This is a genomic window from Kitasatospora sp. NPDC028961 (assembly GCF_055564815.1).
Genome location: NZ_JBVHVO010000011.1, coordinates 197069 through 219420, shown reverse-complemented (window position 1 = coordinate 219420; position 22352 = coordinate 197069). Strand labels below are relative to the sequence as shown.

The 22352-nt window shown below is 73.2% G+C and carries 8 protein-coding genes and 2 pseudogenes; 4 read left to right on the top strand and 6 right to left on the bottom strand.

What is annotated here, in order from left to right; genetic code table 11:
• Positions 1-52 precede the first annotated feature (52 nt).
• Together ACZ4UX_RS21080 and ACZ4UX_RS21075 are read right to left on the bottom strand one after the other, a co-directional pair.
• Positions 53-970: a ParB/RepB/Spo0J family partition protein gene (locus ACZ4UX_RS21080; protein WP_465707775.1), complete on the bottom strand. Its 918-nt coding sequence runs from the start codon at positions 968-970 to the stop codon at positions 53-55.
• 563 nt (positions 971-1533) lie between these two features.
• A complete protein-coding gene (locus ACZ4UX_RS21075; RefSeq protein ID WP_329490260.1) occupies positions 1534-1827 on the bottom strand; it encodes a hypothetical protein in 294 nt (97 codons plus the stop codon).
• Between the two features lie 256 nt (positions 1828-2083).
• Here ACZ4UX_RS21075 and ACZ4UX_RS21070 point away from each other — a divergent pair, with 256 nt between their 5' ends.
• Positions 2084-2851: a thioesterase II family protein gene (locus tag ACZ4UX_RS21070; protein ID WP_465707774.1), complete on the top strand. Its 768-nt coding sequence runs from the start codon at positions 2084-2086 to the stop codon at positions 2849-2851.
• 296 nt (positions 2852-3147) lie between these two features.
• Here the strand turns inward: ACZ4UX_RS21070 and ACZ4UX_RS21065 are convergent, their stop codons facing one another.
• Positions 3148-3366, bottom strand: a complete 219-nt coding sequence (locus tag ACZ4UX_RS21065) for a DUF5988 family protein (RefSeq protein WP_329490258.1) — start codon at positions 3364-3366, stop codon at positions 3148-3150.
• A gap of 355 nt (positions 3367-3721) precedes the next feature.
• Between ACZ4UX_RS21065 and ACZ4UX_RS21060 the strand changes: the two genes are divergently transcribed.
• From ACZ4UX_RS21060 to ACZ4UX_RS21050, 3 genes are all read left to right on the top strand, one after another.
• Positions 3722-4168, top strand: a complete 447-nt coding sequence (locus ACZ4UX_RS21060; RefSeq protein ID WP_465707773.1) for a hypothetical protein — start codon at positions 3722-3724, stop codon at positions 4166-4168.
• Positions 4169-4380: 212 nt separating this feature from the next.
• Positions 4381-5706, top strand: coding sequence for a sensor histidine kinase (locus ACZ4UX_RS21055; protein ID WP_359839298.1), 1326 nt, complete (start codon positions 4381-4383; stop codon positions 5704-5706).
• Positions 5691-6353 (top strand): response regulator transcription factor, encoded by a 663-nt coding sequence (locus tag ACZ4UX_RS21050; RefSeq protein ID WP_329490255.1) that lies wholly within the window; start codon positions 5691-5693, stop codon positions 6351-6353. The genes ACZ4UX_RS21055 and ACZ4UX_RS21050 overlap by 16 nt, the downstream gene beginning before the upstream one ends.
• Before the next feature lie 79 nt (positions 6354-6432).
• Here the strand turns inward: ACZ4UX_RS21050 and ACZ4UX_RS21045 are convergent, their stop codons facing one another.
• From ACZ4UX_RS21045 to ACZ4UX_RS21035, 3 genes and pseudogenes are all read right to left on the bottom strand, one after another.
• Positions 6433-9600, bottom strand: a complete 3168-nt coding sequence (locus ACZ4UX_RS21045) for a non-ribosomal peptide synthetase (protein WP_465707772.1) — start codon at positions 9598-9600, stop codon at positions 6433-6435.
• Positions 9601-9666: 66 nt separating this feature from the next.
• Positions 9667-20454: pseudogene (locus ACZ4UX_RS21040) on the bottom strand (type I polyketide synthase); the annotation flags it as partial.
• Between the two features lie 69 nt (positions 20455-20523).
• Positions 20524-22272, bottom strand: a pseudogene (locus ACZ4UX_RS21035) (type I polyketide synthase); the annotation flags it as partial.
• Between the last annotated feature and the right edge of the window lie 80 nt (positions 22273-22352).

The window sequence follows — 22352 nt, the reverse complement described above, 5'->3', positions numbered from 1 at the left end:
CGGGGGCGCGCGGACCGCGGCGCCCCCGGACACCGTCCGGCCCGGTGCCGCCCTACTCGGCGGCGACGACCTGGGCCCGCCGGTTCAGCTCCTGGGCGAAGTCCTCCCAGATCTGGGAGTTCTGACGGGAGAGCTGGACGATCAGCTCGATGCAGTGCGAGGGCACGGACGCGCAGATGTCCGACATCTCCTTGGCGCCCAGCACGTTCTCCTTGAACATCCGCAGCAGCCGCCGGCCCAGCTCGTTCTGCCGCAGCGACGGGTCCCGCATGAGCTTCTCCAGCGTGACGGTCGAGGGCGGACCGACGACGACCGGGGTGCGGTCCGGCTGCTGCTCCCGGGCGGAGCCCGCCGGGGTGCCGGCGGGGGTCCGCTGACAGGGCACGGGACCCTCCCCGCGCTCCAGCCGCCGGCGCACGTCGAGCGCCGTCGCGGGCGAGACGCCGGCCGACCGGGCCACCTGACGCAGCGAGGCCTCGGGGTTCTCCCTGATCAGCTCCGCCACCCGCAGCCGCCCCGTCGCGCCGTTCAGCGGTCGGACCTTGCCGTCGCGCCCCACCCGGAAGTTCGACGCGGGCACGCAGTCGGAGGAGCGGCGCAGCTCGGCGACCGCCCTGGCGCCCAGTCCGGTCGACTTGGCGACGGCGCGGTCCGACATGGTGGGGTGCGACTTGAGGATCCGCAGCGCGGCCGCGTTGCGATCGGCCTGCGACAGCGGAAGGCCGTGCTCGATGTTCGACTCGACCGCCTTGAGGAACGCCTCCTCGCTGCTGCCGTCGAAGAACCTGACGTCGATCGTGTGGCGCCCCTTGAGGGAGGCCGCCATCAGCCGGTGGATTCCGTCGATCACCCGCATCGTCCGCCGGTCGACCAGAATCGGCGGCAGCGGACTCTCGATCGCCGCCAGCCGCAGGACGTGAATCTTGTCCTCACCCTCCAGGCGCGGTGAGTCCCCGGGCAGGATCTGCATGATCGGAACCGAGACGATCTCCGACTCGCCAATCCAGTGCTCATCAATTCTGAGCGGCATGACACTGTGGGCTAGAAGTCCCATACTGCACCCCCATGACAACTCGGTCGAGTCATTTGCAGCGGAAGCGGAAGCTGTCTGTTCCGGCAGGTCGGCAGCCGGAGGAACGTCGCACCGACCCCTAAAAGTCAATAGCGTTCGATCGGATTAACCAGAACCGCACGCTAGCAGCCCCGGACACCGCCCCGGAAGCTTCCGTCTGGGGATATAGGGGTCCCCTCACCGGATGTAAGGGCCCCCCGATTCCCCCCTCCTACCCGGCCTGCTCCGGCCCCGGCCGGCCCCTGCCCGGGGATGGCCGGGGGTGCTCGACGGGGAGGCAGGGGGTGCTCCACGGCGTGGCCGGGGGTGCTCGACGGGGTGGCCGCGGCGGCCGACCGCCGGCCGCCGGAAAACGCGGCGAAGCTCCGGTCGGGGGGACTCGAAAGTTCACCCTCGGCCGGAGCTTCGCCGCGTTCACACCCACCGCCACCTGGGCGGTTTCTTCGTCTCGTGCCGACAGGCTAGGCCGCCTCGGCGGCCGCCTCCTCGACCGGCGCCTGCGGCACCGCCGGGACGCTGAGGCCCGGGACCGTGAGGTCCGGAACCGTCTTCACCGTCTCCAGGGCCGACTCGATGGCCTCGGCCAGGGAGGGCGCGACCTCGTCGTCGAACTCGATCCTCGTGACCGGGACCTCCGCGTTGGTCGGAAGCGCATCGGTCGAGAAAGTCGCGCCGGCGAAACCCGCGTCCTGCAGGATCGTCGATTCCTCGTCGGAGATCTCCCGACTGAGCACCAGAGAGAACTTGTGTCCCACGTACGTCACCTCTCAATGTCGCCGCGTATTTTGGAACAGTAACCGGGATCATCGGGGCAACGCAACAGGCAGCCACGCTCCCTCGGTTCAAAGGAATACCAGTCGGCCGGCCGCCCGGCCACCGTTCAACTGTCACCCGCTCGCCAGTTGAGCGGATAACGCGGGGCCGGGCCCGCCGATCTCCTTGCCGCCGTTCCGGCAATTCGCTATGTTCGGGTTCAATTGACAATCCGGTATGACGACCTTCTGGAGTGGCATGTCTCGGCCTTCGCCCGGAGATGAACTGTGGTGCCGACGTTTTCACCCTGCCGAAAACGCGACCGCCCGACTCGTATGCCTCCCGCACGCGGGCGGCTCGGCCTCCTTCTACCTTCCGGTCTCGGCGGCACTGAGCCCCGCGGTCGACGTCCTCGCCATCCAGTACCCGGGGCGGCAGGACCGGCGGCTGGAGCCGGCCATCGACGACCTGGCGGTCCTCGTCGACCGTCTCTACGAGGTGCTCCGGCGCCAGCCGGAACTCCCGCTCACCTTCCTCGGCCACAGCATGGGGGCCGTCATCGGGTTCGAGCTGACCCGTCGACTGGAGGCCGACGGGCACGCTCCGGTGCGGCTGTTCGCCTCCGGGCGCCGCGCGCCGTCAACGGTCCGGCAGGAGAACACCTTCCGCAGTGACGACGCCATCCTGGCCGAGGTCCGCCGGCTGAGCGGCACCGCGTCGGCCCTGCTCGGGGACGAGGAGATGATGCGGGCCGCGCTGCCCGCCCTCCGGGCCGACTACACGGCGGTCGAGGGCTACCGCTGTGCGCCCGGGATCACGGTGAACAGCCCGATCACCGTGCTGACCGGCGACAACGACCCCAAGACGACCCTGGACGAGGCGAAGGCCTGGGCCGAGCACACGACGGCGGAGCTCGACCTGCGGGTGTTCGAGGGCGGGCACTTCTTCATCAGCGAGCGGAGCAAGGACGTCATGCAGGTCCTCGTCGAGCACTTCCGGGGTGCGGGCGCCCGGACCGCCGGCTGACGGTCCGGCCGCACACCCGCCCCCGAGGCCTTCATGGCCCTCAGGCCCCGCAACGGCCCGGCTCGTCCGGGCGGTTGCGGGGCCTTCGCCGTCCGTCCCGCCGCGCCCTTCGCGCCCGCCGCGCTCCGCCGGCTCGCCGACGGTTCGCCGGCCGATCGACGACGGGCCGCCCGCGGACCCCGGACACGCCGGAGCCGTGCACCGACCGGACGGTCCCGGTCGGTGCACGGCTCCGGTGCACGGTTCCGCTCTGCCGTACGCCGTCGACGTGCGGGTCGTCCGGCGTCCCGGTCGCGCTACTCGGCCACGTACGTGCTGTGGGTCCAGACGAAGACCCGCAGCTCGCGGTCGTCGACGAGAGTGGTCTCGGAACTGGCCTCGAAGTGCTCGTAGCGGTTGCCGAGCGGGACCTTCACCTTGGTCGCACCGGTATCCGCCACGTGGCGCAGCCGCTCCGCACCGGTGAGCACGGGGGCGCCGGTGAGGAACACGTTGGGTGCACCGTTGTCGTTCATGATCACCATCACTTCTCTGGGGTTCGGGATTCCTGTTCTTCTCCGGTCTCGGTTCCTCGACGTCCCTCGACGAGGCGCGCGCGGTGGTTCCGCTCTCCCCCGGGGCCGGGTCGGCCCGGCCGGAAGAGGGAAGGGCCGGGTGCTTCGGGGGAGCGCACCCGGCCCTGGCCTTGCGCATGATCGTAACAATCCCAATCACCCTTGGCCGTGCGGCAGTTGAACAGTCGAACGGCCTGCTCGGGAGGGCTCCGCGGGGAGTGGGTCCAGACCCACCCACCCGTACGGACAGACCCATGTCGGGGCGGGCCGGCGATCCGTAATGTCGTTAGCACAACGACACGAAGGAGCAGGAACCATGGCGAACACCAGCGACATCACGGCCTCGGCGGCGCAGCTCGGCGAGTCCCGCACGCAGGACGCATTCGACACCGTGAAGAAGTGCATCACGCTCTTCGGCGCCGTCGGCGCCATCGTCCTGGGCACGGTCGCCGTCATGGCGTTCACCGGCCACGAGGCCTCGCCGTTCATGTGGATCCGCGGCGCGATCCTCTTCCTGATCACCTTCCTGCTGCACCGGATGACGGCCCGCGCCGCCCAGGGCTCCTACAAGGCCTTCGACCGGGTGCGCACCCTCTCCACGATCATGCCGATCGCGATCATCGTCGTCGACCTGATCCCCGGCCTCTGCCCGGTCTGGTACGCCGTCCTCCAGGGCCTGTCCGCACTGGCCCTGATCGGCGTCGCCGTCCTCACCCGCGGCGCGGCGCTGAGCGCCGTCTTCCCCACCCCCGACAAGAAGTGACGTGCTGAGGACCTGCTCCGCCCCTCCGATGGCCGGACCCCCCTGGGCATCCGGCCATCCGGCGTCCGGGCCCCCGGTGCGCGCGGGACACCCGCACGCGTGGCGTACCCGCAGCCCCGGTAGGGGACCCGCCCGGCGTACGTTCGCAGGTACCGCCTGAGGAACCGGCGCCCGGCTGACACAATGATCACCCTTGCGAAAGGAACTGGCAGATGCGGATACCGCTCGGAGGCAATCCCCTGCGGTGGGGCGCCGGGATCGGGCTCGGGCTGTACCGGTCCGTCGTGCTGACCGGCCTCACCTGTGTGATGGCCCTGGTCGCCGTGCCCGTCGCGGTGGCCGGCTCCGCCCTCGCCTACTCCTGGTCCGACGGACTGTCCGCCCCGCTGGCCGTCCGCGCGCTGGCCACCCTCGGGGAGACCCTGGTGGTGGTCCTGTGGGTCGCCGTGTCGCTCTGGGTGGTCCACCCGCTGACCAGCCGGGCCCTCGCCAGGGGCGCGCGCCACTGTGCCAAGAAGTGGCTCGACCTGGAGATCCGGGTGGCCTACCGCCCCGTCCCGCCGGTCACCAGGATGGCCACGGGCTTCTGGTGGGACGGTCACGAGTACCACAAGTCCGAGCGGGAGGCCCGCCGGCGGGCCAAGGTGCACGCCCGGTTCCACGACCCGCAGCTGCACTGGGACGGCGTCTGGTCCCTGGTCGCCTCGGTCACCGTGCTCCCGGTCGCGGCGCTGCCGCTGCTCGCGCTCGGCTACGGCGGCTACATGGCGCTGACGCCCGCCCTCACCGGTTACGGCGTCGCCGTGATCGTGGCCGGCCTGGTCGGCGCCCCCTTCGCCTGGCGGATCCTGGGCCCGATGGCCCGGCGGTTCCTCGGGCCGGTCCCGAGCACCCGGCTCGGGCGGCGGGTCGAGGAGCTGGAGGCCATCCGCGCCGACCTGACCCAGACCCAGGCCGCCGAGCTGGAGCGCATCGAACGGGGCCTGCACGACGGCGCCCAGGCCCGGCTGGTGGCCATGGGGATGTCGATGGGCGCCGCCGAGCAGCTGGTGGACACCAACCCCGACGCCGCGAAGGCGATCCTCGCCGAGGCCCGGGCCACCTCCGCCACCGCGCTCGCCGAGCTGCGCTCGCTCGTCCGCGGCATCAACCCGCCCGTCCTCGCCGAGCGCGGACTGGTCGACGCCCTGCGGGCCCTGGCCCTGGACTCCTCGGTGAAGGTCAACGTCTTCAGCGAGGTGCCGGCCCGGCCCGAACGCCCCGTCGAGTCGGCCGTCTACTTCTCCGTCGCGGAACTGCTGGCGAACGTCGCGAAGCACTCCCGCGCCGAACGGGTCAAGGTCGAACTGAACTACGCGGCACGGTTGCTGACTGCTACCGTGAGCGACGACGGAATCGGCGGAGCGGCCGCATCCACAGGGTCCGGGCTGAGTGGCATCGAGCGCCGCATGGCGGCGTTCGGCGGACGTCTGGAGATCGACAGCCCGGCCGGTGGACCCACTCGTATCACCGTGGCGGTGCCGTGCGAATTGTCGTAGCCGAAGACCTCTTCCTGCTCCGCGACGGGCTGGTGCGCCTCGTCGAGGCGTACGGCCACACCGTCGTCGCGGCCGTCGACTCGGGGCCGGCCGCACTCGACGCGCTGGTCACCCACAAACCGGACGCGGCGATCGTGGACGTCCGGCTGCCGCCGACGTTCTCCGACGAAGGACTCCAGGCCGCGCTCTCCGCCCGCCGGGTCGTCCCCGGGCTGCCGGTGCTGATCCTCTCCCAGCACGTGGAGCAGCTGTACGCGCGCGAGCTGCTCGCCGACGGCCACGGCGGCATCGGCTACCAGCTCAAGGACCGTGTCCTGGACGCCAACCAGTTCATGGACGCGGTCCAGCGGGTGGCCGACGGCGGCACCGCGCTCGACCCCACGGTGGTCGCCAAGCTGCTGGGCCGGCCGATGCGGGCCGACCCGCTCGCCACCCTCACCGAACGCGAGCGCTCCGTCCTCGCGCTGATGGCCGAGGGGCTCTCCAACACGGCGATCGCCAACCAGCTGTTCCTCAGCGAGGGCTCCATCAGCAAGTACACGACGGCGATCTTCGCCAAGCTCGGGCTCGCCAACGACGACGACACCAACCGCCGGGTCCGCGCCGTCCTCACCTACCTCGGCGCCGACGGGCAGGGCGAGGACTGAGCACCGGGCAGCGGACAGCACACGGCAGCGGCCCTGCGGGAGGACATCTCGCAGGGCCGCTGCCGTGTGCGCGGGACGGTCAGCCGGCCGGCGCCTGCGCCCGTGCCGAGTCCCGGACGGCGGCGGCCAGTTCCCGCGGCGTACGGCGCTCGAACACCTCGGCCAGGCTGACCGACACCCCGCTGATGTTCTGGAACTCCTGCATCGCCAGCGCGGCGAGCATGGAGTTGCCGCCGTTGGCGAAGAAGTCGGTGTCGGCGTCGAGCGCCTCGTCCCGCAGGATGCTCCGCCACAGCCCCGTCAGCTCGGCCGTCAGGTCGTCGACGTCGCGCCGCTCCGAGCGGTCCGGGCCGGACCGGGTGGCGGCCGCGCGCCGGGCTTCGACGATCCGCTGCAGCGCGGGGTAGTCGACCTTCCCGCTGCCGTTGACCGGCAGCGAGTCGACCGTCACGAGGTCCCCCGGCAGCATCGACCGGGACAGCCGGGCGCGGGCGTGCGCCCAGACGCTCCCGGTGTCGATCGGCCCGGCGGCCGGCTCCAGGCAGCCGATCAGCACGGCGTCCGCGCTCGGGTCGCCGACCATGACCACCGCGGCGCCGCCGACCTCGGGGTGCGCCAGCAGGGTCGCCTCGATCTCGCCGAGTTCGATGCGGTTGCCCCGGAGCTTGACCTGCCGGTCGCTGCGGCCGAACAGATCGAGCAGGCCGTCCGCGCGCCAGCAGGCCACGTCGCCCGTCCGGTAGAACCGGCCGAACCCGGGGTGCTCGCCGAAGCGCTGGGCGTTGAGGTCCGGCCGGCCGTGGTACCCGATCGCCACCCCGACGCCCGAGATGCAGAGCTCGCCGCGGACGCCGACCGGCAGCTCGCGGCCGTGGCGGTCGAGCACGTGGACCCGGGTGTTGCGGATGGGCGCGCCGACGTCGAGGCGGCCGGCCGGCGCCTCGGTGACGACGCGTGACGTCGACCAGATGGTCGTCTCGGTCGGCCCGTAGGCGTGGTGCAGCACGCAGCCGGCCGCCACCAGCTGCCGGGCGAGGGACAGCGGCACGGGCTCGCCGCCCACGACGACGCCGCGGCCGCGCAGGCAGTCCGCCACCCGGTCGATCACCAGCCGCCAGGTGGTCGGCGTCGCCTGGACGAACCGTGCCCCGTACCGCTCGATCAGCTCCCGCAGGACCCGGCCGTCGCTCCTGGCCCGGTCGGGGGCGGCCACCAGCCGGCCGCCGGAGCTGAGCGACACGAACAGTTCGAGGCCGGAGATGTCGAACGCGAAGGTGGTCGTCCACAGCGTCGTGTCCCCGGCCGCCGCACCGAACTGCTCGGCGAAGTGCGCGACCACGTTGGCCAGCGCCGCGTGGTCGACCAGCGTGCCCTTGGGCAGGCCGGTCGAGCCCGAGGTGTACATCAGGTACGCGCAGGCCGCCGGATCCACCGCCGCGGGCCGGGCCTCGGCCGGCACCCGGTCCGGCGCGTCCTCGACAGCCGGCGCGGTCAGCACCACCGGGCCGGTCCCGGCCCCCTGCTCCGGGCCACCGGTCCCGCCCGTGGCCCCGGCCGGGCCCGCGACCAGCACCTTCGCGCCGGAGTCGGAGAGCTGGTGGCGGATCCGCTCCTCGGGGTGGGCCGTGTCGACCGGCAGGTACGCCGCACCCGCCAGCCACGCCCCCAGGACGGACGCGACCAGTTCGGGCCCGCGCGGAAGGGCCGTCGCCACCACGTCGCCGGCCCGGACCCCGGCGCCCCGGAGGAGGGCGCCCATCGCGTGCGCCGCGCTCCACAGCTGCCGGTACCGCACCGACCGGTCGCCCTCGACGACGGCGACCGCGTCGGGCGAGCGCAGGACCTGGGCGTGGACGGCTTCCAGGACGGAGCCGGGCCGTACAGGCCGGGCGGTGTCGTTCGCCGCGCCGATGATCGCGTGGTCCCGGTCGCTCCAGCACCGCACGTCGCCGACCGCCCGGTCCGGGTCCTCGGCGAAGGAGGCCAGCACCGCCTCGAAGCGGCCCAACAGCAGCTCGGCATGGGCCCGTTCGAAGAGCTCCGTCCGGTACACGGCCCGCAGCGAGACGGCGTCCGCCTTCGAGGTGGCGCAGAGCTGGAGGTCGAACTTGCCGAAGCCGCTCCCGACGGCGACCGGCCTGACCGGCAGCCCGTCCAGGGCCGGCGCGGCGGCGCCGCTCGCCGTCCGGTGGTCGAACACGTGCCGGAAGGGCAGCGACCACCGGCCGGTCCGCGCCGCGGGCATGAGGTCCGCCCGCGCGTCCACGGCCACGTCGGCGTGCGCCGCGCCCGTGCGCAGCCGCTCGCCGCTGCGGCGCACCAGCGCGCGGACGCTCTCCGCCCGGTCCAGCCGCAGCCGCAGCGGCACATGGGTCACGTGGTACCCGATCGTGCGGGCGGCGTGCGGCGGCCGGAGATCGACCGGGCACCCGACCAGCAGGTCGGGCCCGGCGCCGGCCGCCTCCAGCAGCACGTAGTAGGCGGCCAGCAGGACGGCGGACTCCGGGACGCCGAGGTCCTCGGCGAGGCGGCGGACCCCGGCCACCGTACCGGGCGGCAGGGTGCGGTCGAGCTGCGCCGCCGCCAGCGTCGGGCGGTCCGGCTCGGGCTCGGTGCAGGCCAGCTCCATGGTGTCGGTGCTCGCGCCCGCCAGCTCCGCGCGCCAGTGGGCGAGGCTCTCCGGGGTCGGGTCCGGCTCGGTCCAGCCGGGCACGGGCACGGGCGGTGCGTTCCTGTCGGGGTCGGCGGCGGCGGCGTTCTCGTAGGCCGATGCCAGGTCCGCCAGGAACACCGGGACGGACACCTCGTCGAAGACCAGCTGGTGCGCCGTGACGCAGAGGACGTCCGACTCCGGCGAGCGGAGGAGCACCGCCCGCAGCATCGGCCCCCCGTCCAGCCGGAACGGCGCGGCGGCCACCGATGCCAGGTCGGCCTCGCCGGGTTCGCCCGCCAGGACGACCTGGACGAGCTCCAGCCGGAAGTCGGCCGCGGCGACCACCCGCTTGGTCAGCCGGGTGCCGTCGGCGCGGTAGACGGTGCGCAGGGCCGCGTGGCCCCGCAGCACGACGGCCAGCGCCGCGTCCAGCCGCAGCGGGTCCAGCCGGCCCGCGACGGCGAACGCCCCGGACACGTTGTTCACGGGCGTGCCCGGCACCAGCGACTCCAGCAGCCACAGCGCCTCTTCCCTGGGGGAGACTCCCGCGTCGTCAGCCGGATCCGCGGGCGTACGCCCTTCCGCGGAAATCATCACGTCACTCCTCTACCCGTTACCAGTCCGTTGGGTCCGCCGGCGTTCCCGCTGCTGCCCGACCGCTCAGATCCCCAGCTCTTTGTCGATCAGGTCGAAGATCTCGTCGTCCGTCGCCCCGATGATGTCCTCGTCGGAGGGCGCGCCGTTCGCGTCCGCACCGCGGAACTCCTCCAGGAGCAGTTCGAGACGGCTCGTGATCTTCGCGTTCTGGCCGCCGCCCCGCCGGGCGATCGCGGTCAGCAGGGACTTGAGCCGGTCGAGCTCGCCCAGCACCGGCTCGTAGTCGATCTCCTGCTCGGCGACCCGGTCCCGGAGGTACCGGGCCAGCTCCGCGGGGGTGGGGTAGTCGAAGACCACCGCCGCGGGCAGCCGCAGCCCGAGGGCGCCGCTGATCCGGTTGCGGAACTCCAGCGCCGTCAGCGAGTCGAAGCCGAGCTGACGGAAGTACCGGCCGGCCTCGATGGATTCGGAGCCCGGCCGGTTGAGCACCAGGGCCGCCTGGGTCAGCACCAGGTTCAGGACCGCGCCCTCCAGCTGCTCCGGCGGGAGCGCGACCAGCTGGTTCAGGAGGCTCCTCCCGCCCTCCGGACCGGCCCCGCGCCCCACCGAGCGCCGACCGGGGCGGACGAGCCCGGTCACCAGCGCCGGCACCACGCTCCCGGGGCGACGCATCGCGGGCAGGTCCAGCCGGGCCGCGACCAGCAGGGGGTCGACGGCGTGCGCGGCCGCGTCGAGCAGCGCGAGCCCTTCGGAGGCGGACAGCGGCTTCAGGCCCTGCCGGGCCATCCGACGGCGGTCGGCCTCGGTGAGCTCACCGGCCATGCCCTGCTCCCAGGGGCCCCACGCCAGCGACACACCGGGCAGGCCCTCGTGCCGCCGGTGGGCGGCCAGCGCGTCCAGGAAGGTGTTGCCGGCCGCGTAGTTGGCCTGCCCCGGGGTGCCCCAGACACCGGCCACCGAGGAGAAGAGGGTGAAGGTGTCCAGGTCCAGGTGGCGGGTCAGCTCGTGCAGGTGCCAGGCGGCGTCGGTCTTCGGCCGCATGACCCGCTCGACGCGGTCGTCGGTGAGCGAGCCGACGACGCCGTCGTCGAGAACGCCCGCCGTGTGCACGACCCCGGTGAGCGGCTCGCCGCTCAGTACGCCCGCCAGTTGCGCGCGGTCGGCGGCGTCGCACGCCACCACCCGCACGCTCGTCCCGGCACCGGCCAACTCGGCCGCCAGCGCGGACAGCTGGCCGGCGGCCGGGCCGCGACGGGAGGCCAACAGGAGCCGTCCGGCCTGTCCGCTCGCCGCCAGGTGCCGGGCGACCAGACCGCCCAGGGCACCGGAGGCGCCGGTCACGAGGACGGTGCGCGGGCGACCGGTGGCGTGGAGCAGGTGCCGGTCGTCCCGGTCGTTCCGGTTGTTCCGGTCGTTCTGGTTGTTCCGGTTGTTCCGGTCGTTCTGGTTGGAGGCCTGCTCGCCCGGCTCCTGCCGGTCCTGATCGGCCGCACGCGTCAGCCTCGGCACTCGCACGGTGCTGTCCCGCACCGCGAAGCCGGGCTCCCCCAGCGCCGTTCCGGCCACGACGAGCGGCCCGGCGTCCGCCAGCTCCGCCACGTCCGCCGACACGATCCGCTCCGGATGCTCACCGGCCGCCGCCCGCACCAGTCCGACCACGCCCGCGCTGTCCAGTCGCACGCTCGCGCCGCAGCCGGCGTCCACACCGCGCTCGGTCACCACGACCAGCCGCGTCCCGTCGAGCGAGCCCGCCGCCAGCCAGTCCCGGAGCACCGCCAGCACGCGCAGCACGGCGGCCCGCGCCGCGGCCGGGACGTCGTCCGCGCCTTCGCCGGTGGTTGTTCCGAAGGGTGCTGTTCCGGGAACGCCGCAGACCAGCACGACGTCCGGGACCGCAGCCCCCGCCTCCACGGCGGCGACCAGATCCGCCACGTCCGCGTACGCCGCGGCGCCCGGCACGGCTAGGCGACCGTCGTCGCCCAGCACCGCCCACGCCCGACCCGGCTCGCCGGCCGTCTCCGGCGCGGCGACCGGCACCCAGTCCACCCGGAAGAGTCCGTCACCGACCGCCCCCGCGGCCCGGTCCACCAAGCCGGCGGCCGGCGCTCCGAGCACCACCGAGCCGACCGAGACGATCGGCTGGCCGGACTGGTCGGCCAGGGCCACCGAGACGCCCTCGCCCGAGGCCGACGGCGCCACCCTTACGCGCGCCGCCGGGGCGCCCGAGGCGTGGACCGTCACGTCGGCCCACCCGAGGGGCAGCAGCGGGCCCTCCTCGGCGGCCTGTTCCAGGCCGATGAGGTGCAGCGCGGCGTCCAGCAGGGCGGGGTGCACCCCGAACCCGGACACCTCGGTCCCCTCGGCCGACGCCACCTCGGCGAACACCTCGTCGCCGCGCCGCCACGCGGCCCGGACCGCCGGCCGGTAGCCGAGCCCGGCCGCCGCCAGCCGCGCGTACATCGCGTCCACGTCGGCCGCCTCGGCACCCACCGGCGGCCACTGCACGCTCCACGCCGCCATGTCAGCACCGGAGTGGCCGGCCGGCTCGTCCGGGGCCAGGGTGCCGGACGCGTGCCGCACCCACTCCCCGTCGTCCGCCCGCGCGAACAGCGCGACCTCCCGCCGCCCGGCGGGACCGCTCTCCCCGACGGTCACCTGGACGCGCACGCCGCCGCGCTCCGGCAGCACGACCGGCATCTCGACGGTCAGTTCCTCGACCCGTCCGCAGCCGACCTCGTCGCCCGCGCGCACGGCCATCTCGACCAGCGCCGCCGTGGGGACCATGACCCGGTCCCTGAGGAGCGACTGGGCCAGCCACGGTTGCGCGGCCAGTGACAGCTGCCCGGTCAGGACGACGCCGCCGGTGCCGGGCAGGGTGACGGCGGCGCCGAGCAGCGGGTGTCCGGGGTTCTCCAGACCGAGGTCCTCGGCGCGGCTGCCCGCCGTCGCGGTCAGCCAGTAGCGCTGACGCTGGAAGGCGTAGGTGGGCAGGTCGACCTGCTGGGCGCCGGTGTCCGCGTAGACCTGCTCCCAGGCGACCGGCACGCCGCGCACGAAGAGTTTCGCGAGGGCGGTGAACAGGGCGCGGGGCTCGTCACGGCCGCGACGCAGGAGGGGGAGCCAGACCTCGGGCTCGCCCTGGTCGTCCGTGCGGGTCTGCGGGCCCATGCCGGACAGCACGCCGTCGGGGCCGATCTCCACGAACGTCCGGACGCCGGCGGCGCGAAGGGCCTGCGCGGCGTCGTGGAAGCGCACCGCCTCGCGAACGTGCTTCACCCAGTAGGCCGGGTCCGTGACTTCGTCCGTCACCGGGAGACCGGTCAGGGCGGAGACCATGGTCAGCTTGGGCGTGCGGTAGCTGACGGCGGCGACGACGCGGGCGAACTCCTCCAGCATCGGCTCCATCAGCGGCGAGTGGAACGCGTGCGAGACCTGGAGACGCTTCGTGCGTGCGCCCGCCTGAGCCAACTGCGCGGCAGCCTGAAGTACTTCATCCTCGACGCCGGAGATCACCACAGCCTTGGGGCCGTTCACCGCGGCGACTCCGACACCGGCCCGGCCCGCGATCGCTTCGAAGACCTGCTCCTCCGTCGCCTCGACGGCCACCATCGCACCACCGGACGGAAGTTGCTGCATCAGCTGGCCACGCGCGGCCACCACCGCGCAGGCGTCCTCCAGCGACCACACCCCCGCCACATGCGCCGCGGCCAGCTCACCGATCGAGTGACCGGCCACCACCTGGGGGCTCACACCCCACGACTGAAGCAGACGGTGAAGGGCAACCTCAACGGCGAACAAAGCGGGCTGCGCCCAGCCCGTCTCGTCGATCGGGCCCTCACCCCGGATGACGGCGGCGAGGGAACCGTCCAGGTGCTCGGCCAGACCCGCGCACACCGCGTCGAACGCGTCGGCGAAGACCGGGAACGCCTGGTAGAGGCCCTGCCCCATGCCAACGCGCTGCGCGCCCTGGCCGGTGAACACGAACCCGACCTTGCCCGCACCGCCCACGGACCCGGTCACGACGCCGGGGACCTCGCGGTCCTCGGCCAGCGCCGCAAGACCCGCCACCAGCTCCTCGCGGTCCGAGCCCAGCACCACCGCCCGCTGCTCCAACGCCGCCCGCGACACCGCCAACGACCAACCAGCGTCCAGGACGTCAGCGTCAGACCGCTGTACGAAGTCCGCGAGCCGCTCCGCCTGCCCGGCAAGACCTTCCGCCGACCGCCCCGACACCACCCACGGCACCACCGGGAGCGTCCGGTGGTCCGCCCGGGGGCGCGGAATGTCCTGCTCGGGAGCCTGCTCGATGATCACGTGTGCGTTGGTCCCGGAGAACCCGAACGACGACACGCCCGCCCGACGCGGCCGCTCACCCGTCTCCGGCCACGGCTGCGCCTCGGTGACCAGCCGGACCGCGCCTGCCGCCCAGTCCACATGCGAGGACGGCTCGTCCACGTGCAGCGTCGCCGGAACGGTCCCGCGCTGCATCGCGGCAACCATCTTGATGACACCCGCCACACCGGCGGCCGCCTGCGCGTGCCCGATGTTCGACTTCACCGAGCCCAGCAGCAGCGGCCGGTCGGCCGGCCGCTCCTGGCCGTAGGTCGCCAGCAACGCCTGCGCCTCGATCGGGTCACCCAACCGCGTGCCGGTGCCGTGGCCCTCGACCACGTCCACCTCGGCCGCCGACAGACCGGCGTTGGCCAGCGCGGCCCGGATCACCCGCTGCTGCGACGGCCCGTTCGGCGCCGTCAGACCGTTGGACGCACCGTCCTGGTTGACCGCCGAACCCCGCACGACCGCAAGCACCTTGTGACCATTGCGGCGTGCGTCCGACAGCCGCTCCACCACCAGGACGCCGACGCCCTCGCCCCAGCCGGTGCCGTCCGCGGACTCCGCGTAGGCCTTGCAGCGCCCGTCCGGGGCCAGGCCGCGTTGCCGCGAGAAGTCGATGAACGTGCCGGGTGTCGACATCACCGTCACACCACCGGCCAGCGCGAGCGAACTCTCCCCCGAGCGCAGCGACTGGCAGGCCAGGTGCAACGCCACCAACGACGACGAACACGCCGTGTCCACCGTCACCGCCGGACCCTCCAGCCCCAGCGCATACGCCACCCGCCCCGAGGCCACCGAACCCGTGCCACCCGTCCCCAGGTACCCCTCGACCTCCTCCGGCACGAAGTGCGACGGCAGGTAGTCGTGATAGAAGAGCCCCGAGAACACCCCCGTCGCACTGCCCCGCAGCCCCGTCGGGTCGATCCCCGCGTCCTCCAACGCCTCCCACGACGCCTCCAGCAACAACCGCTGCTGCGGGTCCATCGCGACCGCCTCACGCGGACTGATCCCGAAGAACTCCGCGTCGAACTCGGCAGCGTCGTAGAGGAATCCGCCCTCCCGCGAGACGCTCCGGCCTGCGGCCGCCGGATCGGGGTCGTAGACGTCCGTCGCCCAGCCCCGGTCGGTGGGGAACTCCCCGATGGCGTCCCCGCCCGAGGCGAGCAACTCCCAGAAGTCGCCCGGGGACGACACGCCGCCCGGGAACCGGCACGCCATCCCGACGATCACCAGCGGCTCGTCCTCGACCCGTGCGCGCCCGGAGGCCGGGAGCGCGGTACCCGTCGAGACGGGGTCGTTGCCACCGACCAGCTCACCCAGCAGGAAGCCGACCAGGGCCGCCGGGGTCGGATAGTCGAACACCGTTGTCGCCGGCAGCCGCAGTCCGGTGGCGCTGTTCAGCCGGTTGCGCAGTTCGACGGCGGTGAGCGAGTCGAACCCGACGTCCCGGAAGGACCGTTCGGCGTCCAGGCTGCCCGGTCCGGCCATCCCCAGCACCAGGGCGGCCTGCGACAGCACCAGCTCCCGCACCACCTCCCGCTGCTCGTCCACGCCCAGCCCGGCCAGCCGCGCGGCAAGGGCGCTACGACCGTCGGTGCTCGGCAGTCCGGCCGTACGGCGGGTACGCGAGCCTGCGCGTGTCGCACGGACGAGGCCGGACAGCAGCGGCGGAACCTCGCCGGATCCCCTCGGGGCGGCCAGGTTCAACTCGGCCGCGACGAGGAGCGCTTCGGGCCGGCCGACGGCCGCCTCCAGGACGGCGAGCCCGCGCGCGTCGGAGAATGGCCGCAGACCCTGCCGGCCCATCCGGCGGCGGTCCGCAGCCGAGAGCTCACCCGCCATGCCGTTCTCCCACGGACCCCACGCCAACGACACACCGGGGAGGCCCTCGTGCCGCCGGTGAGCGGCCAGCGCGTCCAGGAACGTGTTCCCCGCCGCGTAGTTCGCCTGACCCGCGTTACCGATCACACCCGCGATCGAGGAGAACAGGACGAACATGTCCAGGTCCAGCTCGCGCGTCAGCTCATGCAGATACCACGCCGCGTCGACCTTCGGCCGCATCACCGCCGCCAACCGCTCCGGAGTCAGCGAGGCGACGAGCCCGTCGTCCAGAACACCCGCCGCGTGGACGACACCGTGCAGCGCCAAGCCCTTCAACGCGTCGGCGAGTTCCTCGCGATCGGACACGTCACAGGCCACGACCGTGACCTCGACACCCAGCCCCTTCAGGTCGGCGACCAGCTCCGGCATCCCGGCGGCCTCGATGCCCCGACGCGACAGCAGGACCAGGTGCTCGGCCCGCCCGCTCTCCGCGAGGTGCCGCGCCACCAAACCACCCAGCGCACCCGACGCGCCTGTGATCAGCACCGTGCCCGGACGGTCCCCGGCAACAGCCGCAGCCGTGGACGGCACCCGCACCAACCTGGGTACCCGCACCTGGCCGGCCCGCACCACGAACTGCGCCTCACCCGAGGCAACGCCCAGGCGCAACCACTCTGCGGACATCTCATCCACATCGGCCAGAACGATCCGGCCAGGGTTCTCCGCCTGCGCCACCCGAACCAGACCCCACACCGGAGCGGCCGCGACGTCCATCGACGCCTCCGGCCCGGCGTCCACCGCTCGGTCCGTCACCACCAGCAGACGGGACCCGGACAGGGACTCCGCCGCCAACCACTCCTGCACCAGACCCAGCACGTCAGCGGTTGTGCGCCCAGCCACAGCCGGGACCTCGTCCACGGCGTCCGGCACAACCCGCACCACCACCACCTCGGGCACGGCCCCCGCCGACGCCACCAGCGCCGCCAAGTCCGGGAACGACTCCACACCCGCCAGCTCCGCCGTCCCGAGAACAGCCCACCGGCCACCCTCCGTCGCGGCGCCGGTCAGGGCAGCCGGAACCCACTCCACACCGAACATCGACTCAGTCGCGGCCCCGGTGCCACCCGCCAGGTCCTCGGCCGAGGCCGCCCTCAGCACCAACGAACCGACCGACGCCACCAGCTCGCCCGCAGCATCGGCCAACGTGATCGACACGCCCTCGCCCGAGGCAGCCGGTGCCACACGCACCCGGGCCGCCACCGCACCCGATGCGTGCACCTCGACGTCACTCCACGCGAACGGCAGCGTCAGGCCGTCCCCGTCGTCGCCCAACCCCGCCACGTGCAGCGCGCTGTCCAGCAGGGCCGGGTGCAGCCCGAATCCGGACACGCCGACACCGTCCGGCAGTGCGACCTCGGCGAACAGCTCCTCGCCCCGCCGCCAGGCTGCCTGCATCCCCTGGAACACCGGACCGTAGGCGAGGCCACTGACGGCCAGGCGTGGGTAGAACCCGTCCAGATCCACCGCCTCGGCGCCCGCCGGGGGCCACTCGGCCGGCAGCACGGTGTCGGCACTCGGCGCGACCGGTGTCAGCGCGCCCGTCGCGTGCCGGGCCCACTCCTCCGCGAAGGCCGCCTCCTCGGACTGGGCATACACCGCGACCGCACGGCGGCCGGACTCGTCCGCCTCGTCCACCGTGACCTGCACCCGGACCGCGCCCTGGAGCGGCAGCACCAGCGGCGCCTCGATCAGCAGTTCCTCGACCCGGCTGTACTCGGCCTCGTCGCCCGCGCGCACCACCATCTCGACCAGCGCCGCCCCTGGGACGACGACCTGCCCGGCCACCACGTGGTCGGCCAGCCAGGGCTGGGCAGCCAGTGACAGCCGCCCGGTCAGCACCAGACCCCCGCTGGCCGGCAGCGTCACCGCCGCGCCCAGCAGCGGATGACGCGCCGGTGACTGGCCCAGCCCGGCCGCGTCCACCACACCGGAGCCGGTCGGCAGCCAGTAGCGCCGGCGCTGGAAGGCGTAGGTGGGCAGGTCGACCTGCTGGGCGCCGGTGTCCGCGTAGACCTGCTCCCAGGCGACCGGCACGCCCCGCACGAAGAGCTTCGCGAGGGCGGTCATCAGGGCGCGGGGTTCGTCACGGCCGCGACGGAGCAGCGGGAGCCAGACCTCGGGCTCGCCGTCGTCGGTACGGGTCTGCGGGCCCATGCCGGACAGCACGCCGTCCGGGCCGATCTCCACGAACGTCCGCACACCGGCCGCACGCAGGGACTGCGCGGCGTCGTGGAAGCGCACCGCCTCGCGGACGTGCTTCACCCAGTAGGCCGGGTCCGTGACCTCGTCCGTCACCGGGAGACCGGTGAGGGCGGAGACCATCGTCAGCTTGGGCGTGCGGTAGCTGACGGCGGCGACGACACGGGCGAACTGCTCCAGCATCGGCTCCATCAGCGGGGAATGGAACGCGTGGGAAACCTGGAGACGCTTCGTGCGCGCGCCGGACGCGGCCAACTGCGCGGCGGCCTCCAGGACTTCGTCCTCGACACCCGAGATCACCACAGCGCGAGGGCCGTTCACCGCAGCGATACCGACACCGGTACGACCCGCGATCGCTTCGAGGACCTCGCCCTCGGTCGCCTCGACGGCCACCATCGCACCGCCGGACGGAAGTTGCTGCATCAGTCGGCCACGCGCGGCCACCACAGCACAGGCGTCGTCCAGCGACCACACCCCGGCCACATGCGCTGCGGCCAGCTCACCGATCGAATGACCGGCCACCACCTGGGGGCTCACGCCCCACGACTCCAGCAGCCGGAACAGCGCCACCTCGACCGCGAACAGTGCGGGCTGCGCCCACCCCGTCTCGTCGATCGGGCCCTCACCCCGGATCACGGCGGCGAGGGAACCGTCCAAGTGCTCGGCCAGCCCCGCACACACCGCGTCGAAGGCGTCGGCGAACACCGGGAAGGCGGCATACAAGCCCTGCCCCATACCGACGCGCTGCGCACCCTGGCCGGTGAACACGAACCCGACCTTGCCCGCACCCCCCACGGAGCCGGTCACCACACCGGGAACCTCACGGCCCCCGGCCAGCGCCGCAAGACCCGCCAGCAACTCCTCGCGGTCCGAGCCCAGCACCACCGCCCGCTGCTCCAACGCCGCCCGCGACACCGCCAACGACCAACCCACATCGATTACTTCAGCATCAGAGCGCTCAACGAACGCCGACAGCCGCTCCGCCTGACCGGCAAGACCCTCCGCCGACCGCCCCGAGAGGGACCACGGCACCACCGGCAGCGTCCAGCCCTCGCCCCTCGGCGCGACAGCCTCCTCAGCCGGCGCCTGCTCGACGATCACGTGTGCGTTGGTCCCGGAGAACCCGAAGGACGACACACCTGCCCGACGCGGCCGCTCACCCGTCTCCGGCCACGGCTGCGCCTCGGTGACCAGCCGGACCGCGCCCGACTCCCAGTCGATCCGCGAGGACGGCTCGTCCGCGTGCAGCGTCGCCGGCACCACACCGTGCTGCATCGCGGCAACCATCTTGATGACACCCGCCACACCGGCGGCCGCCTGCGCGTGCCCGATGTTCGACTTCACCGAGCCCAGCAGCAGCGGCCGGTCGGCCGGCCGCTCCTGGCCGTAGGTCGCCAGCAACGCCTGCGCCTCGATCGGGTCACCCAACCGCGTGCCGGTGCCGTGGCCCTCGACGACATCCACGCCGTCGGCGCCGACTCCGGCGCTGGCCAGCGCGGCCCGGATCACCCGCTGCTGGGAGGGCCCGTTCGGGGCGGTGAGACCGTTGGACGCACCGTCCTGGTTGACCGCCGTGCCGGTCACCACCGCGAGCACCTTGTGACCGTTACGGCGCGCGTCCGACAGCCGTTCGACCACCAGGACGCCGACGCCCTCGCCCCACCCCGTGCCGTCCGCGGACTCCGCGTAGGCCTTGCAGCGCCCGTCGGCGGCCAGACCGCGCTGCCGCGAGAAGTCGATGAACGTACCGGGTGTCGACATCACCGTCACACCACCCGCCAGCGCGAGCGAACTCTCCCCCGACCGCAGCGACTGGCAGGCCAGGTGCAGCGCCACCAGCGACGACGAACACGCCGTGTCCACCGTCACCGCCGGACCCTCCAGCCCCAGCGCATACGCCACCCGCCCGGAGACGACCGACCCCATGCCCCCGGTGCCGAGATAGCCCTCGGCCTCCTCCGGTACGGGGTAGAACGGCAGGTAGTCGTGGTAGAAGAGGCCGGCGAACACGCCCGTCGCGCTGCCCCGCAGCCCCGTCGGGTCGATCCCGGCACCCTCCAGCGCGTGCCAGGACGTCTCCAGCAGCAAGCGCTGCTGCGGATCCATCACGACCGCCTCACGCGGACTGATCCCGAAGAACTCCGCGTCGAACTCCCCCGCGTCGTAGAGGAATCCACCCTCGCCGGAGACGCTCTTGCCCACCGCGTCCGGATCCGGATCGACCAGGTTCCCCGGCCAGCCGCGGTCCGTCGGGAAGTGGCCGATCGCGTCCCCGCCCGAGGCCACCAGCTGCCAGAACTCCTCCGGTGACGACACCCCGCCCGGGAACCGGCACGCCATACCGACGATGGCCACGGGTTCCTGCTGCCGGCCCTCCACCTCGCGCAGGCGCTCCCGGGTCTGCGCCAGGTCGGTAGTGACCCGCTTGAGGTAGTCACGGAGCTTCTCTTCGTTCGCCATCCGATGGACGCCTTCCTCATTTCGCACGGTGGTACGGCGACGTACTCAGAGCCCGAGCTGGTTGTCGATGAAGTCGAACATGTCGTCGTCACTGGCCGATTGGATCGTCTCGGCGACCGAGGCGCCCTCGTCGCCCTCGCCGGACCCGGCGGTGTCGCTCAGCGCCGAGAGGATGTCCTTGAGCCGCGCCGTGACCCGGGCCCGGGCGTCTTCGTCGCCCAGGAGCTCGGTGACCGAGGCTTCGAGCCGGTCGAGTCCGGAGTACGCCGCCAGGGCGCCCGACACCTCGGCGACCGACCCGAAGGTCTCCTGGGCCAGGAAGTCGGCCAGGGCCGTCGGGCTCGGGTAGTCGAAGACCGCCGTGGCCGGCAGCCGCAGGCCGGTGGCGCTGTTCAGCCGGTTGCGCAGTTCGACGGCGGTGAGCGAGTCGAACCCGACGTCCCGGAAGGAACGTTCGGCGTCCAGACTGCCCGGACCGGCCATCCCCAGCACCAGAGCGGCCTGCGACAGCACCAGCTCCCGCACCACCTCCCGCTGCTCGTCCGGCCCCAGCCCGGCCAGCCGCGCGGCCAGGGCACTCCGACCGTCGGCGGCAGGCTCCGCGACCGATCGACGGGCCGACCCACCGGCCCGCGATCCGCGCACCAGACCGGACAGCAGCGGCGGGACCTCGCCGGATCCCTTCAGGGCGGCCAGGTTCAACTCCGCTGCCACGAAGAGTTCTTCGGGCCGTCCGAGGGCCGCCTCCAGGACGGCGAGCCCACGTGCGTCGGAGAATGGCCGCAGACCCTGCCGGCCCATCCGGCGACGGTCCGCAGCCGAGAGCTCACCCGCCATGCCGTTCTCCCACGGGCCCCACGCCAACGACACCGCGGCCAGGCCCTCGTGCCGCCGGTGAGCGGCCAGCGCGTCCAGGAACGTGTTCCCCGCCGCGTAGTTCGCCTGACCCGCGTTACCGATCACACCCGCGATCGAGGAGAACAGGACGAACATGTCCAGGTCCAGCTCGCGCGTCAGCTCATGCAGATGCCACGCCGCGTCGACCTTCGGCCGCATCACCGCCGCCAACCGCTCCGGAGTCAGCGAGGCGACGAGCCCGTCGTCCAGAACACCCGCCGCGTGGACGACACCGTTCAGCGCCAAACCCTCCAGCACGTCCGCGAGTTCCTCGCGATCGGCCACGTCGCAGGCCGCGACCGTGACCTCGACACCCAGGCCCTTCAGGTCGGCCACCAGCTCCGACATCCCCGCGGCCTCGATGCCCCGACGCGACAGCAGGACCAGGTGCTCGGCCCGCCCGCTCTCCGCGAGGCGCCGGGCCACCAGACCGCCCAACACACCGGACGCGCCTGTGATCAGCACCGTGCCCGGACGGCCACCCGAGTCGGCGGCAGGCGTGGACGGCACTCGCACCAGCCTGGGTACACGTATCTGGCCGGCCCGCACCGTGAACTGCGGCTCACCGGAGGCCACGCCCTGGCGCAACCACTCTGCGGACATCTCGTCGACATCGGCCAGAACGATCCGGCCAGGGTTCTCCGCCTGCGCCACCCGAACCAGACCCCACACCGGAGCGGCCGCGACCTCCGTCGGTGCCTCGGGACCGGCGTCGACGGCCCGCTCGGTCACCACCAGCAGACGGGACCCGACCAGCCGTTCCGCGGCCAACCACTCCTGCACCAGACCCAGCACACCGGCAGCCGTGCGACCAGCCGCAGCCGGTACATCACCCGGCTCCGGCACGACCCGCACCACCACGACCTCAGGGGCCGGCTCCGCCGACGCCACCAGCGCCGCCAGATCCGGGAACGACTCCACACCCGCCAGCTCCGCCGTCCCGAGGACAACCCACCGACCACCCTCCGTCGCAGCGC

What these genes read in the sequence shown, in the direction of transcription:
- ACZ4UX_RS21080 (WP_465707775.1), bottom strand. Translation starts at nt 970, where the DNA reads ATGCAGATCCTGCCCGGGGACTCACCGCGCCTGGAGGGTGAGGACAAG.
- ACZ4UX_RS21070 (WP_465707774.1), top strand. Translation starts at nt 2,084, where the DNA reads ATGTCTCGGCCTTCGCCCGGAGATGAACTGTGGTGCCGACGTTTTCAC.
- ACZ4UX_RS21065 (WP_329490258.1), bottom strand. Translation starts at nt 3,366, where the DNA reads ATGAACGACAACGGTGCACCCAACGTGTTCCTCACCGGCGCCCCCGTG.
- ACZ4UX_RS21060 (WP_465707773.1), top strand. Translation starts at nt 3,722, where the DNA reads ATGGCGAACACCAGCGACATCACGGCCTCGGCGGCGCAGCTCGGCGAG.
- ACZ4UX_RS21055 (WP_359839298.1), top strand. Translation starts at nt 4,381, where the DNA reads ATGCGGATACCGCTCGGAGGCAATCCCCTGCGGTGGGGCGCCGGGATC.
- ACZ4UX_RS21045 (WP_465707772.1), bottom strand. Translation starts at nt 9,600, where the DNA reads ATGATTTCCGCGGAAGGGCGTACGCCCGCGGATCCGGCTGACGACGCG.